Origin of the sequence: Gimesia aquarii, assembly GCF_007748195.1 — a bacterium.
GTDB lineage: Bacteria > Planctomycetota > Planctomycetia > Planctomycetales > Planctomycetaceae > Gimesia > Gimesia aquarii.
This window is the reverse complement of sequence record NZ_CP037920.1, coordinates 6,816,062-6,832,010: the sequence shown is the minus strand read 5'-3', so window position 1 is coordinate 6,832,010 and position 15,949 is coordinate 6,816,062. Positions and strand designations below refer to the sequence as shown.

The window sequence follows — 15,949 nt, the reverse complement described above, 5'->3', positions numbered from 1 at the left end:
ATCATATCTAGCATTTTTGTGTGAGATGAAGCTTCTATAACACCATCTTTGATCAAGGGCGTGCAGGTGAATAATCAATTCGGTGGCTTTATGGCCCACAGTATGAAAGTAATCGCCATCATTTTTGGAGTTGTCAGTGGCGCATTCGTTGGTTTGGCTTTTGGAGGTTTCACTGCCTCGGTCCTTGGATATTTGTCACAGTTGACCACTCCGAATGATCCAAGCGCTGGTAGCATCTCATGGGTCGTAAGCTTGTTGACCGTTCCATGCGGTGCAATACTTGGTGCATTCCTGGGCCGTCTGACAATTACGACACGTCCTCGTCTTTTTTGCGCCACCATTTTACCTCTCACGATTTTAATCGTTGCTTGGCAAGGGACACTCAGCATGCTCCGTGGAATGGACAGACCACGCAACTTTGTATGTGAAGTACTCGGCACGCCTGGTGCCAAATACGTTGGACTCGTCTCCGTCGACGGCGACATAGTGATAAAGAAAGGTGCTCTGCCTGCAAAATTTGAATTCGAGGGCTTTCATATCGAATTTGCGTTTGCTTTGGTTCACCCAAAAGAGAAGAATAGCATTCTTGTCAATGTCTCAGCAGACGGCAACGATTTAGGCACAGGAGCGGAATCGCAGACAGGAGTCTACCAACGGCTAAAAAGCTTCGGTTACTCTGAGACTTACGGTGGCACATCAAGGACTTGGTCTCTAATGTCCCAGAAGGAAGTTGAAGATCTTATCAACAATGAGACAATGCCTCAAGGAATGTGGGAACTATAAAATTTCCGCGTATCATCGTCGAATCATGCAATGTTCAGGAGCGGCGTGAATTGCGAATTCTTAAATCAATATGCAACTTCGCCGACGGTAACGATGTTTACCCAGACATCAATTCTGACTTGACACAAATAAAATGTTCTTAAACATAGCGAAGGTATGAGTTTCACTAATGACAAACTTCAAAAGCCGTCGGCCCAGCAAAATAGAAGATCGGGTATCAGAATACGAATCCCTTGTTGATTCGTTACTGGATGGCTATTCAATGTCGATTTATGAATACATCAACGACCTCTATTGTCGACAATATCTCGAAGAGCATAAAGATGATCCGGATGTTTCAGGTTTATGGTCGCGAATTGAAAGAACCGATAGTCGATTCTTAGCAATATTAAACTCCACAAAACGATGTATTTGCGGGAACTATCCGCAGAGTTACTTCTGGTATTGGAGCTATCCTTCACACAGTCCAGTGCTTGAACAGGATCTGAAAGAGAATGGTATGCTATGAATTATAGCATTGCTATAATCGAGAATAATGACCGGGTAATGTGTGATACCCGGACACTGGTACTGAGTAAAAATTACAGAATATTTTCTATATCTTTCAATGTATAGAGATTTTATCGCAATATTTTGTTTCAACGAGACTAGCCTTAGAATGACCATCGCAGAAACATCAACTGATCCAAAAATCATCGCCGCCCTGGTTATTGCTTCGTTCTCTTTGTTGGTTACCGTAGTCAACATTATCTGGAATTATTTAACACAAACAAAGCTTGAGATACTGAAATCAGATCTAGCAAACAGTCGTGCAATGCATGATGCTCGCTTGGATTACGAGTATGAAGCGCGTAAGCGACTGTATCATGAATGTGAACCAATCTTTTTTCAGCTTAATGAATCTGCAAACGACACTAAACATCGAGTAATTAGTCTCGCTCGTACTTCACGTCTAGGACACCTCGGACTCGAAGATGATGACTGGCTCACTAACGAAGGTTATTATTCAATATCAACCTACTACAACCTCTTTATTCCTTTGGCACACTACAAGCAAATCAGAGAAGCACTAACATTGATAGATTTGAATGTCGACAAGGTTACAAAAGCTCGATACGACTTGATCAAGTGGCTTTATATTTGCTGGACAGACGACTTTGAGCTAGCCAGATTGGAGCCAGCATTGTCATACGAGCCCAATATTGGAAACTGGCTAGAGCAACGTAATTCAGACCCTCGTAAATATTGGCGACAAGGATTACCAATTGGACGGTTAGATAGTGCAGTAGAGAGTCTTTTAACACGACTACCGGATCACAAAATACATGTAAAAAGTTATGGTGAATTTGAAAGTGATTATAAGAATAAACAATCTGAAGTCAGTGAGGGTTTCAGCCTTGTTCGTGATATATTTCATGGATTCGATCCGAGAACTCGTCCTATACTTTGGCGATGCTTACTCGTGCAATCGATATTGTCTAGGGCGATAATTGAGTCAAGTAAACTTTCGCGTGATACAAACATTGAAGAGTTTAAGCCGATTCGGCCGTTTACCAAAACAGAAATCAGAGAGCTCGATTGGAGAAACGATAAGGATGATGTTTCAGAACGTTCATTCTTGAGTGACTTTGAGGTCGCATTTAAATACGTTAAAACGCATTTACCTCATTTGTGTCAGTCTGTTATCGTCAATCATCCATGATAACACTCGAAAACAAAATTAGGTTTTTTGAGAAACTAATGAACTAAACTGTCTGATTAACACGTATTACCCGGTTACTTTCAGCAATTGTTTGCTTAAATTAGAAAACAGTATGACAAAAAATAACTCTGCGACTCTGATTGTTGGCAATCCAGCAGCAAAATTGTGTTTTGAATGGGCAGAATATGATGGTGACGATTGTTTCGATCAATATCGCGTTCAATATCTGAAATCAGACGATATCAAAGAGCAATTTCAATTTGGGCCATGTTCGGCTCATAGCATTCGAAAGATCGAATCATTTCTCAAAGGAGAGACAGATACGGTTCAATCTGGTTTTCGCATTCCACAAATCATCTATTGTGATTTAAATCGTGTTTGAGATTCGCTCAACTTCCATGCATATTCGACCGAACTTTCACTCGATAAGAGAGTCGAAGTAAAATTCGAGATCATTGAATTCAAAATGTCATTTCGCAACTTCTACGATCAAAAATGAATTATGATTTGTATTAGTGACCAGGTAATTATTATTACCCGGACAATCAAAGTTCGAAAGTTTCTTTTTACATGCTGCATTAAACAGTACGATTTTGGGTATCATAAAATATTAAGTCGTTGAAGAGTCATAGAACAAATTTCCTTACAATTAGAGTTAGCTCGACATGACGATTTCTCCATGGTCTGAATATGTGCGTCTACTTAGTCCTGATGAATCCCTTGTTGCTGAAATCTCTGACGCATCGGAGATTTCTATGGGTGGGCCAATGTGGGGAACTCTACATATCTCCAACGATTTCATTGTCGAAAGATGTAATTCATCGATTGCTTGGTCTGAAGACTCTAGATACTTGGCAGTTCCTCAATGGGATCCCAACCGTAAACAACAGCTCGTTGTTATTGAGCCCTTGGCTCGTAAGCGTCAGTATTTCCCAGGAATCTATCGTGTTTTGGAAATTCATCAATTTGAAAATGGCATAATATCAGCAACTGATTCTCCCGCACATATGCCCGACGCTCTCGAGTTTCATCTATCCGATCTGAACTCACAGAATTAACAATGTGCTGGTAATCTACACAATGCTATAAGTAAGGTAAACAGACCCAAAAAAGGCAAAAATCCTACAAGATCCAACTGAGCATGTGCTAAAAGTGTTAGGTAATACCTATTACCCAGTCATTATTCTTTTAGATAAGCCAAGTGATTTTAAAGTGTCTGGTAAATAAGCATTACCGGGACATCTATTCAAAAAGGTATCTGAACATGAAAAAAATAATGCCAAGGCAAAAACAGATTCTCAGCTTCGTTCGAATCTTCATTGCGAAATCTGGACATGGTCCCACCGTGAGAGAAATCGGTGGTGCGTTTAGAATGAAATCAACCAACGGGGCTTCTGGGCATCTCAAAGCGATTGAGGCTAAAGACAGACTGAAACGTCTTGAGTTCATGCTGCGCGGGATTGAAGTCGTGGACAATTTCCAGATCCAGTTTTGCGGTGAAGTTCGATAATAGTACAACTTGTGCCTGCAATTCTTCCCATCTTAAGTGTTTGGATGATTCCTGATTTTAAGTCATCTCTTTGACATTAAAAGCAGAATTACTACTGGCAGTTGTTTGATATTTTTCTTGATCTTTGGTTCTGTAATGCTGACAATAAAATGTCCATTCTTTCCAAAGTCGTGCTACTTCCCAAACAAATTGCATATAAGAAAAGTCATGCATGGCCAACGGGGCTGCCTCTGTAAAAGCAACTCCACGTAACTTTTTATCAAGGTTTTCCATAAAACAAAGTGTTTTGATCAGCTCTTCAGGCATAGACACGATATCTTCAACATAATCCTTGCAACCAACAAACCATTGTTTGAATAAAGTAAAAAGCTGAATACGAAAATGATTATCACTTGTTTTTATACCACGACTCCACATTTGTGTTGCTAGTAAGCCCACCTCTTCAACAACAAATTCGGAAAGTAAACTTGCAGAGTTAATGTTAGTAGCAGTAGCGATATCGACTCGCGTATCTATAAAGTAATCATGCGCATAGCTCCATGCATCCCAAAGGCAAACTACCCCCCAAGTAGCAGATGATACAGCACTACTAGCTCCAGCTTTTGTAGAATTATTTCCTCTTGAAATCACAATATCAATGTTCGGAATATAACGGCTCAAAGCAATGATGATGTGATTGGCATCATGTAGCTCATTCTTATTTAGAGATTGTATATAGACGCAAAATAACTCGAAAATCCTGTTCCGATAAGCAGACTCTTCGATAGGCTGCGATGCATTAACTGCAGAATGAATTTCTTTGACTAACTCCATAGATATATGTGACGCTGTATGTTTCATCGAAAAAGACTTGGGGACACTTGCATTGCAAAGACGAATTGTCAGTTCATGTAAGATTTCTTTTAGCGATGAATATTGCTCGTCAAAAGGAAATAGCTGTGGAAATTTCTTATCAATCTGAGTAACAGTTCCAGTAATTGACAGTTCGTAAACGATTCGTTTAAACACACCATTGCGTACAAATAGTCCACATATTTTTCTTTGTTCGTGATCAGATGCAAAAAGAGACAAATCGATTTGGTTCCACGCAGTCCATACTGCTTTGATCATGGGCTGTAAATTATCCAAATGACGGATAAAACTTGAGACTGATTCGCAATTCAAATTACTACACATCGCGAATATCGTTTGGTTATTAAAATCCACTTGAAGTGGTGATGCAAAAAATATATTTTCGAGATTTTCGACAATATCTGGACATGTAAGAAGCTCTTCAAGTTCTTCAATCACGAGACTTTGTGTATCTAGAGTGAACGAATCATCAAGCAACAACAGCACTAAATTGAATGCTTCTAGAGAATCTACAGCATCTTCTAAGCTATCTCTCACTTGTGGAATAGTCGTATCGTATAGTACCTGTATGTCCAGTTCACTTCGAAAGATCGAAGCGGCTTCAGTTGGGGTAGTATCTCGCAACTTATGGAGATCATTGTATGACAAGATTTGCCATTGGTTGTCGCTTACAACAACTGCCATAGAAAGTTGAGCTGAAAGATACGCATGCATTAGACAACCTCACAATTGACATTGGCCTTTTTACAAAGTTCCTTAATTGCATTTTCGCTGGCAGTTCCACGACGAAGTCTCGTTCGTTTTCGTTCTTGATTAACGCGAAAAGTTTTCCTTAGGGTGATGTGTTCAAAGGTGCGAATGGTCATATCGCCAAAGATCTGTACCTCGAGAAAATCGTCATCTCTTGCTGTTTCGCCACACTTCATAATCAGATTTGCAATATCTTTCAATGTTGCATCTTCTTTAATGTCATCTGCAAGTTTTACTGTACCCAATTTCGTTCGATTTACCCATGTACTTCTATGGCCAGACGGTATGTTTGGACCATTCACAAAAAAAAACAAAGCAGAATTTTCAATAAAAACGGATGACCGATGTTCAATCATGTGATCGTTCAAAATGACGGTACACTCCCCGTAGTGGGGTAAACTTTCTCTTGTTGTAGAGAGACATGCGTAGTGAAGTTGATCAATGTTTTTGTGACTACCCATGAATTCAATTTCGACTTGAGGTCTTAATTTTGCCCAGTCTGGTTCGTCAGTATTTGTATAAGTTAAGAATTGGTAACTCATCAAGTCGTAATAATTTGCGAATGTGCCAGATTTACGAGCCATTGTAAGTAGTTTTGATATTGAACATCCTATGACAGCTTTGCTCGTTTTTAACTCGTTTTCTAACTTTTTAATTGCCTCCGAACAACCACGTTGAGTTGCTTGATATTTGGCATCTTTATATTTCTTCTCCAATGCTTTATATTCCTCGGGTGAGCTTGCCAAACGAACATTGGGACAAATAAGCTGAATGCCACAGTGGGGACAGAAGGTATATTCAAGAGGTATCGCTCCATTGCAGTGGTTGCAGGCTTCATCTAAGCTCATTGGGTATTGCTCAATCAGAAAAAAATAAGAATAGATTAAACAGAGAAATCAATAATAATCAGGTTTCTCACTCGTTCACATTTGCTAGCAGTTAGCAAATGAACACATTCAGGCTAGCCCAATTGTTTTTGATTTGCAACTCTCATTATTGATTATCGATAATGGCTCTGCTTAATGACCAGGTAATTATTGGGCTTGAAACTATGAAGGAAGCCTGCTCAGGTACGATAGCGGGATCCAACAACCGCATCCCGGTTTTTCAACTGGCGACAAGCGACGCCGTGGGCCTGAATGGGAGCGGTCGAAATTAAATTCGTGGCGGTCCGCCGTAAGCGGAGATGCCGGATGGATGTTTGGAGATCCCGTATCCTTCTCGCTATCAACTTGACAACGGCTTCCTCATGGATGTTGAAAAACCCCTTGTTTCATCGAAGTGGGCAAGATAGGTAATGCTCGCACAACCTGGCTTAAGGACTTACGGTGACTGTAAAGACTTTTGCAACAGGCCCTATTGTTTCCCGGTCATTAGCATCACCTTCATTACAATTTACGATAATCTAGCTTATCTGCGAATTGTCCAATATCGAAATATTTGATCTTAAATACTCCCTGCGAGTTTCGACCTGAAATTATCCTTTCCAAGCGTGTTAAAATATTTGTACTCCAGGACCGTAGCGAGATCTGGAAGCAAGTTCTAGGCACTCTTTGATTTCATGTTCACTTGAGGATGAAGTCAAGCACATTTTCTGACTGGACATTTAGTTTATGCTCCCATCCATCCGAGCGATACTTAAACCGGTCTTCAAGATCAGAATTAGGATTGAGTGAAAAGAAAGTACAACCGGTTAGGCGAATTTGAGTCTGCCATATTTGCACAATCCATTTTATATGCCCGCTGAATGATACATTCTTAATAATTTGTCGCCCGGGAGGAGATCTAAATGGAGATATGTCTGGAGGTATGTTTGTAGGCGAATTAACGGAATGAATCTTGGATCTCCTAATGCTAATTCCAGTCTCCGTTACTCCGGCGGATTCTCCCTCAAGGTAGACGGATTCAATCGACACTGGCTGTGTATCCTGAATATCGATCCCACACTTTAAAAACCCGTTTAAGTAGCAATCTGAAACATGAAACTGGTGGAGACCACCACGGCTAGGAAGAGGATTATTGCACACAACCGAAGTCCCAAGAAATGTCATCATCAGACTTTGTAATTTAATTACTCGCGGTGGATCGTACCCAGGTATAGGATCACGATCGCCGTTGGTCTCATTTTTAGGTGGTGTAATATTAGCAACCAAGACGCCTATCGCTCTCGTTGTCCTGTAAGTGTTGTAAGAGTTGAAGTAGCAGTTTGATACTTCAATCACTTAACCGTTTGCAATATGAATAGCGGTATCGTGGAAGTCCTGAAACATACATTCACGTATCAATACATTCTGAACATTGGCAGAAAAAGGTGGTCTACGATCGTTCGCAAATCCTGGAAGTATCAATATACCTTTTCCAGACGTCCGTCGGTCGTTGCTGCCAGCCATCGAATGAGATTCCCTCGACAGTAACCTGAGGACGCTGAATAACTAATCCGATGTCTTCGTTACAATATAAGTTGCGGCGACCATTACTTTTGAGCGTCACTCTCCTAGTAACGTCATCTCCCGATATGAAAAGTGTATTAACAACCACCGCAACGTCATTGCCAATATGATCCGTGTAACTCGGATCATCGATGTTGACAACACCACCTAAATCCGCAATGAGATCGAGATCTTCTTGAATCTTCTCGGTTGTTTTTGCAATTTGTTCCGGCGTTTGTAGCATTCGACTCATGTCTTTCTCCTTGAATTTAAGCTCATATCAAATGGTAGTTCTAGAAGTTCGACGTTTGTCACGTCTTCAGAGGCACCACTTGACATAATTACTCAAAGCTAAAACAGCGCGTCAGTGTTGATCCTCAAACCATCGTTTGACTACCGAAATTTATGACCGGGTAATAGATATTTCCCGGTCATTATTTTAAAGGGTTTCTTTTAAAACGGTCGAATTATAGGACGTCTGAAGAAACGAATGAGTTTATTGGATAACGACCCGGTTCACCGGGTTGCGGCCAACGACTTACAATCTCAGAAAACGAGTTGCCCGCAACTCCGGTGCATTGCTTGGTTATCCAACGGCCGATCTGGGCTATCTAAGTCGGTTTGTACGCCACACACGACATATTCCTACTTTGACTCCAACTGCAAAGCGTCACTCAGTTGAAACTCTTCGTCAGGCGGTAAAACCCCCTTCAAGTCGAGGCGGACAATCAAGTTTCGTTTTCGTATGTCTTTGGGGTCATTTGGAGTTGGCGTATTGTCATTTACGAGAACTAAGTGATTCTCTTGCCAACACATCCCTTCCCAGTTCGGTCTGACTCCTTCATTGCCCAGCAACTGCCTGAGACTGAAGACTTGCTTAAACTCGTGATGTCCCGTGCGATCGAGCGTGATGACGACGATCCACTTGGCACTAAATTGTTTTGCATCTTGCACCAACACAATTGCGCAATTTGCGGTGGAATTATCAGCCGAACGAAACCTTCCCATCACAACTGCCGGAGCGCGAAGCCTCTTTCTTCTTCGTTCAACGAGCATCTTTTTAACGTGTGTTTGGATCTCTTCGAGTTCTTTTTCTTGATCATCTACCTTCTTTTGAATGACATCGATCTCCGTTTGTACGAGCGTTGGATCGACTTCACGCGAACGTCTTTCGGCTGCTCCGTTGAGCATTGCTTCCAAGTTCTTTTTCTTCTTTTGCAGTTGACCCAGTTTAATCGTGCGATTGGCTATTTCTGGGGTCCAACCTTCTTTCGCAAGGTCGCGAATCTTCGAACGACTCATCCTCACGCTTTTCGGCGGTTCTTCATCCGTCGGTGGTTTTTCCAATTCGTATTTCGGCGGTCGAGATGATGGAGTGGATCCCAAACGATGAAAGAAAAGGCGTGGACTTACGAAACGTCTTTTGTTAGCGTTCCAGCCCTCGAAAAGAATCGCGACCTGCTTCTGACCATCGTTGCCTATCGGGACGACATCTAGTCCTTCCAGACCACAATTGTTTGCGGTCGTCAACTTGCTGAAGTCGTACCTTGCAATTGGACCTTCCGGGGACAACAAGGTGGCGTGGCCGTCTACAGATTCACATATGACAACGGGCGAACCGTCGAGAACCGCAATATCCTCGAACTGATGGAGTTCCTTTTCGTATCGGTTGCTTGCTTCGATGAAATCGCGTTTGATCTTGCCAATTGCCTCATCCAACAAAGCGCTTGTGTCAGTTGTTTCTGCAAACGACAACTTGTTGGGAAGTTCTTTTTTCAGTTGATCAATGCTTTTGTCGAAAGCAGAATCAAGTTGCGTTCTTGTATTGGCCAATCCGGTGTCAAAGTTGCGTTTGTTCTTTTCATTTGTCGCGTAGTCCATCGGTGTCGAACTAAGCTGCAGATCCGAGAAGGACATTTCGATTAACTTGTTTCTGTCACGGTCTCCGACAACCATTAACTTGTCACCTTGACTGACGACCCCCGAGGCACCGAACGCTTTGCTTTCAATCACTCTGCGATTTTGAGCTGGCAACTCGTAAGGATTGATTGCCATCAAAGCCACTGTAAGAAACGCAAGCGTGGGTAGATCTGTCATTCGAGAGTTCCTTGCCTTACTCTGCCTTGTCGTTGATGTTTCTTTGCTTTCGTTTGGCGAACAGGTTTTGCGCTTTCGCCATCAGATTCCTGAATAGCGGATGCCCGATCGTGTCGGCGCGTCCCAACATTCTTTGGATAACTTGTTATTAACCTGCACGGACTTGTTCTGATATGACGCTGATATGGAACAAATACGCGCAAAATAACCGGTTTTAGTTCTGATATGAAGCCCCAGCGGCTTCATGTCACACATAGATGCTGGATATAATGCCAGTATGCTGTATACGGTACCAAGCAAAATCAGATTTTCAATATGTAACTTTATTCTTTCTTTCTGTTTACATCAATTACTTGCTAATATTGAAAATAGAAAACACAACAAGGTGCAAGAAGATCTTGAAACTCATTGAGCAACTCGAACAGACATTAAAACGCAATCAGTTCTCGCCAGATTGAGACGAGTAAATGAAAAATATCAATGTTCGGGTAACAATAATTTCCCGGTCATTTAGCCGAATATGAATGGATCTGTTTCTTCACCAACATAAACCGGCCCCCATTTGTTTTGGGTCATCTCCATACAATATTCTGTCGTCGGCTTGACCAGAACAAAAATTAATGAATCACTGGATCTTCTGATAAGGCACCCTCTAATTCGTCTCGGTTCAACATCGTACCAGACACCTGATATCTGAGCCGTTACCGCCGGTATCTCAACTCCCATTACTTCTGTACTGAGAAGTTCATTAATTTTAATAACATCCTCTCTCATGAAATGCCCATCCCAATTGGCGAATTCCAGTGATTCATTTCCTTTATAGAAGTAGGGTAGGAGATATGGTTTCTTTTCGTATCGAAACGTGACAACACTCCGGCCGTTGCATTTTGAGGTATAGTCTCCGAGCTCTTTTATAGCTATTTGAGCTAATGAAAAATGCTCCTCATGAATCTGAATTGAATCACTCATATTCAAAGTCCTGGAAACACATGACCCGATCAATTTATATTTATAATTACGAGAACAGAGTAGGCATTCATTAGGTTTTTGATTGTATATACTGACTAAGCTGAGTGATGCTGAAATTCGATCTTATCTGTTATTTCAACAGTATTTTATGCCGATAAAAATACAATTGGACATTATTTATGTACATATCACCATTCTAGCATTATAGAATTTAGTTTGAGATTGATATTGGAATAATTTGTCGAAATGTTAGCTGTTGAATTAAATGTAAAATTGACAATTCATTACAGTAAATATCTATATGAAAATTTCACTCTCAGTTACTCAACCAATGGGTTTGAAAAGCATTAGTTATAGGGGTCGGCAGAAGTGGCAACTGCTCAACAGATCAAAGCATTATTAAAGAGCTATGGAGAATCTGATAATGAAATGTTCTTATCAGTAGCTCTTCAAATTGCTGCCCATGAAGCTAGAAGCGGAAAAGGTAAACTAGGCTCTGAACTTAAGAAGCTAGTTGATGAGATACAGGAAAAACAACGATCAGCAAAAATTAGTGGAACTCTACCAATTGCTCGACCGAGTGGTGAGTTAGCAACCCTATTGGCAGCGAGTTACCCTAAAACCCATATCAATGACATGGTTTTATCCGAGGACCAGCAGGCTATTATTCATCAAGTAGTGATAGAATATCGTCAACACTCTAAACTTCGTGAACACGGCCTTTCGGCCAAGCGAAAATTACTGCTAGTTGGTCCCCCTGGAGTTGGTAAAACAATGACTTCATGGGCATTGGCAGGAGAACTAAAACTCCCTCTCTTTACTGTCCAATTCCACTCCTTAATAACAAAATTTATGGGAGAGACAGCCGCAAAGTTATTTGCGATATTTGAGGCTATGTACAATACTCCGGGAGTTTATCTTTTTGATGAATTTGATGCAATTGGTGCTGTGCGATCGGCGAGTAATGATGTTGGAGAAATTCGACGTGTGTTGAATTCATTTCTTCAATTTCTTGATCAGGATGACTCAGATAGTCTTATCATTGCAGCAACAAATCTTAATGAAATGCTTGACGAAGCATTATTTCGACGATTTGATGAAATCATAACTTACCATATTCCTGACAATGAAGAGATAAATCAGCTTATCGCAAACCGCCTTTCCGCATTCAATACGAAAAATTTGAATGGCATTCAAATTTCTAAGAAAGCAGAAGGTTTGAGTCATGCAGAAATATGCCGGGCTTGTGACGAGGCTGCTAAAGAAGCAGTTTTAAATAATCGACGTTCAATTCGAACGGAAACTTTAATTAGAGAGGTGGAGGCACGCCTAAAAAGAAAAATTTGATAAAAGGTATCTATTTTGATGGCAGCTTATAAACATATTGTACTTGACGGTACTCGAAAATCTGAACCATATACCTCAACTTGGAGTAGTCCGCGAGATAGTAATATTCCTCCGAGACCTGAAAGAACAACTCATGGCAAGAAATTGCTTACCGATCTAACTAATGCAAAAACGAATGCAACTAGGTTATTATCGACTGAGCCGGTTAGAGAAGGCTTACAATTCATCCCGATGAAATTTGTTGAAAGCTCTAATTTTGAGATGGAAGTAGAGCGATTAGAAAGTTCTAAGGGTATCCAAATAGTAAGCGTTAATGAGGTTGAAGGACGAAAACAGTACATTGTTGCTGTTCCTGATGAAGAAATCGAAACTCTTCAAAAAAAGTTTGAAGCATATTTGGTTGATGACACCCGTGGTGGGAACCCACAAAATGAACCATTAGCATCTGGAATTGATTGGATCCGTTCAGCATTATTAGCTGACTATTGGACTGGAGATAGGAAGGATTTTCCAACAAATACTGATGAATTTTGGTGGGAAGTGTGGTTAGAAGATATAGGTGATGAAAACAACGTCGAGAGTTGGTTTCGATCGAATTGTAAACAACTTGGAATACCAGTAAGTGAACAAAGTACAAAGTTTCCTGATCGAATAGTTGTTTTAGCTTTTACAACATTCAATCAATGGAAAATTTTTCCCGGGTTATTGAATTTTCTGACTGAATTTCGGCGTTCAAATTTAGTTGCTGGTGATTTTTTAAAGCTTACTCCTTTTGATCAATCTAAGAGAATTGAAGAGCTTCTTTCTCGAACTACTTTTGCCTCACAGGAATCACCTTCAGTTTGCATTTTAGATACTGGGATTAATCGAGGGCATCCATTACTCGAACATGCGCTTCGTCCAAATAACACACACACTGTAAAACCTGAATGGAATAGTAGTGACCATTGTGGACATGGAACTGAACTGGCTGGACTTGCGTTATATGGTCCTTTAAATCGAATTTTCGACATCAATGAACAGTTAATTCTGGATCATCAATTAGAGTCAGTCAAGATCTTGCCTCCCGTAGGTTCAAACGATCCTCCTGATTATGGACCAATAACTGTAAAAGCTATGGAAATTGCTACGGATAATGCACCTAATCGATCCCGGGTATTTAGCATGGCAGTAACAGCTGGTGATAAAGACTTTTGGCGTCCTACGTTGTGGTCTGCATCTATTGATCAGGCTTGTGCTGGAGTGAAAGACGGTAAACGAAACTTGTTCATAGTTTCTACTGGAAATCTCCGGGATAATTATGGAAAAAATTATCCGGACGAAAATCACGTATCTAGTATCGAAGATCCTTCTCAATCTTGGAATGCATTAACTGTTGGCGCTTATACAGACTTAATTTGGAGCAATGAAGAGGGATTAGAAGGATATTCTCCAATTGCTCATCCTGGTTCGTTGTCACCTACTAGTCGAACATCATTAGTGTGGGAAGACAGAGCTTGGCCTTATAAGCCAGATGTAGTTTTTGAGGGAGGAAATGATTTAAAAGACGATACTGGATTTGTTACACGATCTGATGATTTAGAGTTACTTACAACTCAATCTTCTGAATATAGCGATGCTTTATTGGGGACTACTAGAGACAGTAGTGCTGCCACCGCACAAATCGCTCGTATGGCAGTAATTTTGCAAGCTGAATACCCGAAATATTGGCCCGAGACTATCCGTGGACTCATTGTTCATTCTGCCGACTGGACAAATAGAATGATCAATGAATTTCCTAGAAAAAAACGTGATCGACGATTGAGAGTATATGGGATGGGAGTTCCTGATTTAGAAAAAGCCAGGCAATCGGCAAATGGTTTTACAACTATGGTTATTCAAGATGTCATTCAACCATTTTGCATAGACGAAAAAAATAAAAAAAAGGGTAAGACAAACGAAATGCATTTGCATGATCTTCCCTTACCACAAAAAGTTCTGGAGCAGCTTGGTAACACGCATATCAGAATGCGAGTTACATTGTCTTATTTTGTGGAGCCAAACCCACCCCGTCGAGGGTATGTTGCGAAATATCATTACGCATCACATGGTTTGAGGTTTTCTGTTCGCCGACCTCAAGAAACACCTCATCAAATGAGATGTCGATTAAGCAGAGAATTCTGGCCTCAAGAAAATAGAACAATGCAAAAAAGCCCAGAAACCGTGATTAGTGATGATCGCAAATGGGATTTAGGGGAAAAGCTATCAAATCGAGGTTCAATTCATTCTGATACTTGGGTCGGAACAGCTGCGGAACTTGCTTCTTCTAATCTCATCGGAGTTTATCCGGTTTCAGGTTGGTGGCGTTATAAATTAAGTGAAGAAAGTGTTGAAAAAAAATCACATTATGCTTTGATTGTTACGATTTCGACAGATGATACACGACTTAAATTATATGACGAAATCAAAAATGAAATTGATAATCGGTTACAAATAAAAACCAAGCCTACAACAGAAATAGAAGTAACCTAAGAGGAATATTTTTTCTCTAGAATAGCGGGTGTTATCCAGAAAAGTAACCTGTAAAACATTGTTACCCAGACAATGTTTTAAAGAGTATGCCTTAAAACGGTTATTAAAAACGCATTTGAGAAAACGATTGAGTATATTGAACGAAGGTAAGAGTAACGTCTGTCGTAACTGGGTGATCGCCGAAGAGTTTTCATTTATGCACGCGTTGCCGATTGCTCCGGTAGACGACTTGGTTATCCGTTGTTGGAAGACCAGTACGCATTGTTGACCAAAACAAGTTCGGGTCATTGCATTTCGGACGTGAGTTCGGCAACAATGTTGTCATTCATTTTTACGACGTCAACCTTATACTCCAGAGTGGAGTCAAATCGAACGATTGCGATCTGGTTAGTGGAAACGAAATAGGATTGTCCGCGAAAATTCAAAGTGTTGCGTTTCGCGTTAAAATGAAAATCGATTGGAATCGGCTTTGTTGCTCCTGCACCAACGAAGCGAACGGTCCTCTCTACCTGCCACAGAGACTCTTCAGGCGAAACGCCGACAAAGCCAGAGCCATCAAAGGTTGCATATTGGTCAATCGTGTTAGGAAAAACAAATGCTAAGCCTACGCGATCATTCGGATCAACATAGTTCAAGAAATAGAAGGCGCCCTTGGTATTGTACTGAGTGCTACTACCGCGAATAATATGGGGACCGCATCCACTCACGATAATACAAATTAGAAGCAGAAAAGAGAGACGCATCTATAACTCACAGTTCGTGCAACTACAGCCGGATAACTATTGATAGACAGAATTTGATTTTGTCTTAATCTATCAGGAATTTTGTCTATTATCAATTTACACTATTGAATTCCTTTCTGTTGTTTAAAATGTTGTCCGGTAAATTACCTTTTACCAGACACTAATGAGTGGAACAGTCTGTTGACGCGTCATTTCAATTCAGTACGATTGTTATTTGCTAAGAGCATATGAGTTGTATCTATTACTTTATGTAGAA

Annotated in this window: 14 protein-coding genes; 8 read left to right on the top strand and 6 right to left on the bottom strand. The window is 40.7% G+C overall.

Translation table 11 applies throughout. The annotated features are described in order from the left end of the window. The first annotated feature begins 66 nt into the window (after positions 1 to 66). The 6 genes from V144x_RS26095 to V144x_RS26070 all read left to right on the top strand — a co-directional run bounded on the left by V144x_RS26095 (position 67) and on the right by V144x_RS26070 (position 3,995). Positions 67 to 783, top strand: coding sequence for a hypothetical protein (locus V144x_RS26095; protein ID WP_144989794.1), 717 nt, complete (start codon positions 67 to 69; stop codon positions 781 to 783). Between the two features lie 169 nt (positions 784 to 952). Then, on the top strand, positions 953 to 1,291 hold the full coding sequence (locus V144x_RS26090; protein ID WP_144989792.1) for a hypothetical protein: 339 nt from the start codon (positions 953 to 955) through the stop codon (positions 1,289 to 1,291). A gap of 150 nt (positions 1,292 to 1,441) precedes the next feature. Beyond that, the gene (locus V144x_RS26085) at positions 1,442 to 2,485 is read left to right on the top strand and encodes a hypothetical protein (protein ID WP_144989790.1); all 1,044 of its coding nucleotides are present in this window, start codon (positions 1,442 to 1,444) and stop codon (positions 2,483 to 2,485) included. 112 nt (positions 2,486 to 2,597) lie between these two features. Next, complete coding sequence (locus tag V144x_RS26080; RefSeq protein WP_144989788.1) at positions 2,598 to 2,867, top strand: hypothetical protein; 270 nt, start codon at positions 2,598 to 2,600, stop codon at positions 2,865 to 2,867. Positions 2,868 to 3,150: 283 nt separating this feature from the next. After that, complete coding sequence (locus tag V144x_RS26075) at positions 3,151 to 3,543, top strand: hypothetical protein (RefSeq protein ID WP_144989786.1); 393 nt, start codon at positions 3,151 to 3,153, stop codon at positions 3,541 to 3,543. Positions 3,544 to 3,749: 206 nt separating this feature from the next. Further along, positions 3,750 to 3,995 carry a LexA family protein gene (locus tag V144x_RS26070; protein WP_144989784.1) on the top strand — a complete coding sequence of 82 codons (246 nt, stop codon included), beginning with the start codon at positions 3,750 to 3,752 and terminating at the stop codon, positions 3,993 to 3,995. A gap of 57 nt (positions 3,996 to 4,052) precedes the next feature. Here the strand turns inward: V144x_RS26070 and V144x_RS26065 are convergent, their stop codons facing one another. From V144x_RS26065 to V144x_RS26045, 5 genes are all read right to left on the bottom strand, one after another. Further along, positions 4,053 to 5,561 carry a hypothetical protein gene (locus tag V144x_RS26065; protein ID WP_144989781.1) on the bottom strand — a complete coding sequence of 503 codons (1,509 nt, stop codon included), beginning with the start codon at positions 5,559 to 5,561 and terminating at the stop codon, positions 4,053 to 4,055. Then, the gene (locus V144x_RS26060) at positions 5,561 to 6,445 is read right to left on the bottom strand and encodes a hypothetical protein (protein WP_144989779.1); all 885 of its coding nucleotides are present in this window, start codon (positions 6,443 to 6,445) and stop codon (positions 5,561 to 5,563) included. Before V144x_RS26060 ends, V144x_RS26065 begins: the two co-directional genes overlap by 1 nt. A 1,468-nt stretch (positions 6,446 to 7,913) precedes the next feature. Then, a complete protein-coding gene (locus V144x_RS26055) occupies positions 7,914 to 8,279 on the bottom strand; it encodes a hypothetical protein (RefSeq protein ID WP_144989777.1) in 366 nt (121 codons plus the stop codon). A gap of 392 nt (positions 8,280 to 8,671) precedes the next feature. Then, positions 8,672 to 10,123 (bottom strand): hypothetical protein, encoded by a 1,452-nt coding sequence (locus tag V144x_RS26050; RefSeq protein WP_144989775.1) that lies wholly within the window; start codon positions 10,121 to 10,123, stop codon positions 8,672 to 8,674. A gap of 510 nt (positions 10,124 to 10,633) precedes the next feature. Continuing rightward, positions 10,634 to 11,092, bottom strand: a complete 459-nt coding sequence (locus tag V144x_RS26045) for a hypothetical protein (RefSeq protein ID WP_144989773.1) — start codon at positions 11,090 to 11,092, stop codon at positions 10,634 to 10,636. A 369-nt stretch (positions 11,093 to 11,461) separates the two neighbouring features. Between V144x_RS26045 and V144x_RS26040 the strand changes: the two genes are divergently transcribed. Continuing rightward, on the top strand, positions 11,462 to 12,439 hold the full coding sequence (locus tag V144x_RS26040) for an AAA family ATPase (protein WP_144989771.1): 978 nt from the start codon (positions 11,462 to 11,464) through the stop codon (positions 12,437 to 12,439). 18 nt (positions 12,440 to 12,457) lie between these two features. Next, the gene (locus V144x_RS26035) at positions 12,458 to 14,950 is read left to right on the top strand and encodes a S8 family peptidase (RefSeq protein ID WP_144989769.1); all 2,493 of its coding nucleotides are present in this window, start codon (positions 12,458 to 12,460) and stop codon (positions 14,948 to 14,950) included. A gap of 284 nt (positions 14,951 to 15,234) precedes the next feature. Here the strand turns inward: V144x_RS26035 and V144x_RS26030 are convergent, their stop codons facing one another. Then, positions 15,235 to 15,693 (bottom strand): hypothetical protein, encoded by a 459-nt coding sequence (locus V144x_RS26030; protein WP_144989767.1) that lies wholly within the window; start codon positions 15,691 to 15,693, stop codon positions 15,235 to 15,237. Positions 15,694 to 15,949: the final 256 nt, after the last annotated feature.

Coding starts and splice junctions, on each gene's coding strand:
- V144x_RS26030 (WP_144989767.1), bottom strand. CDS start 15,693: ATGCGTCTCTCTTTTCTGCTTCTAATTTGTATTATCGTGAGTGGATGC.
- V144x_RS26035 (WP_144989769.1), top strand. CDS start 12,458: ATGGCAGCTTATAAACATATTGTACTTGACGGTACTCGAAAATCTGAA.
- V144x_RS26070 (WP_144989784.1), top strand. CDS start 3,750: ATGAAAAAAATAATGCCAAGGCAAAAACAGATTCTCAGCTTCGTTCGA.
- V144x_RS26045 (WP_144989773.1), bottom strand. CDS start 11,092: ATGAGTGATTCAATTCAGATTCATGAGGAGCATTTTTCATTAGCTCAA.
- V144x_RS26060 (WP_144989779.1), bottom strand. CDS start 6,445: ATGAGCTTAGATGAAGCCTGCAACCACTGCAATGGAGCGATACCTCTT.
- V144x_RS26055 (WP_144989777.1), bottom strand. CDS start 8,279: ATGAGTCGAATGCTACAAACGCCGGAACAAATTGCAAAAACAACCGAG.
- V144x_RS26085 (WP_144989790.1), top strand. CDS start 1,442: ATGACCATCGCAGAAACATCAACTGATCCAAAAATCATCGCCGCCCTG.
- V144x_RS26090 (WP_144989792.1), top strand. CDS start 953: ATGACAAACTTCAAAAGCCGTCGGCCCAGCAAAATAGAAGATCGGGTA.
- V144x_RS26080 (WP_144989788.1), top strand. CDS start 2,598: ATGACAAAAAATAACTCTGCGACTCTGATTGTTGGCAATCCAGCAGCA.
- V144x_RS26050 (WP_144989775.1), bottom strand. CDS start 10,123: ATGACAGATCTACCCACGCTTGCGTTTCTTACAGTGGCTTTGATGGCA.
- V144x_RS26065 (WP_144989781.1), bottom strand. CDS start 5,561: ATGCATGCGTATCTTTCAGCTCAACTTTCTATGGCAGTTGTTGTAAGC.
- V144x_RS26075 (WP_144989786.1), top strand. CDS start 3,151: ATGACGATTTCTCCATGGTCTGAATATGTGCGTCTACTTAGTCCTGAT.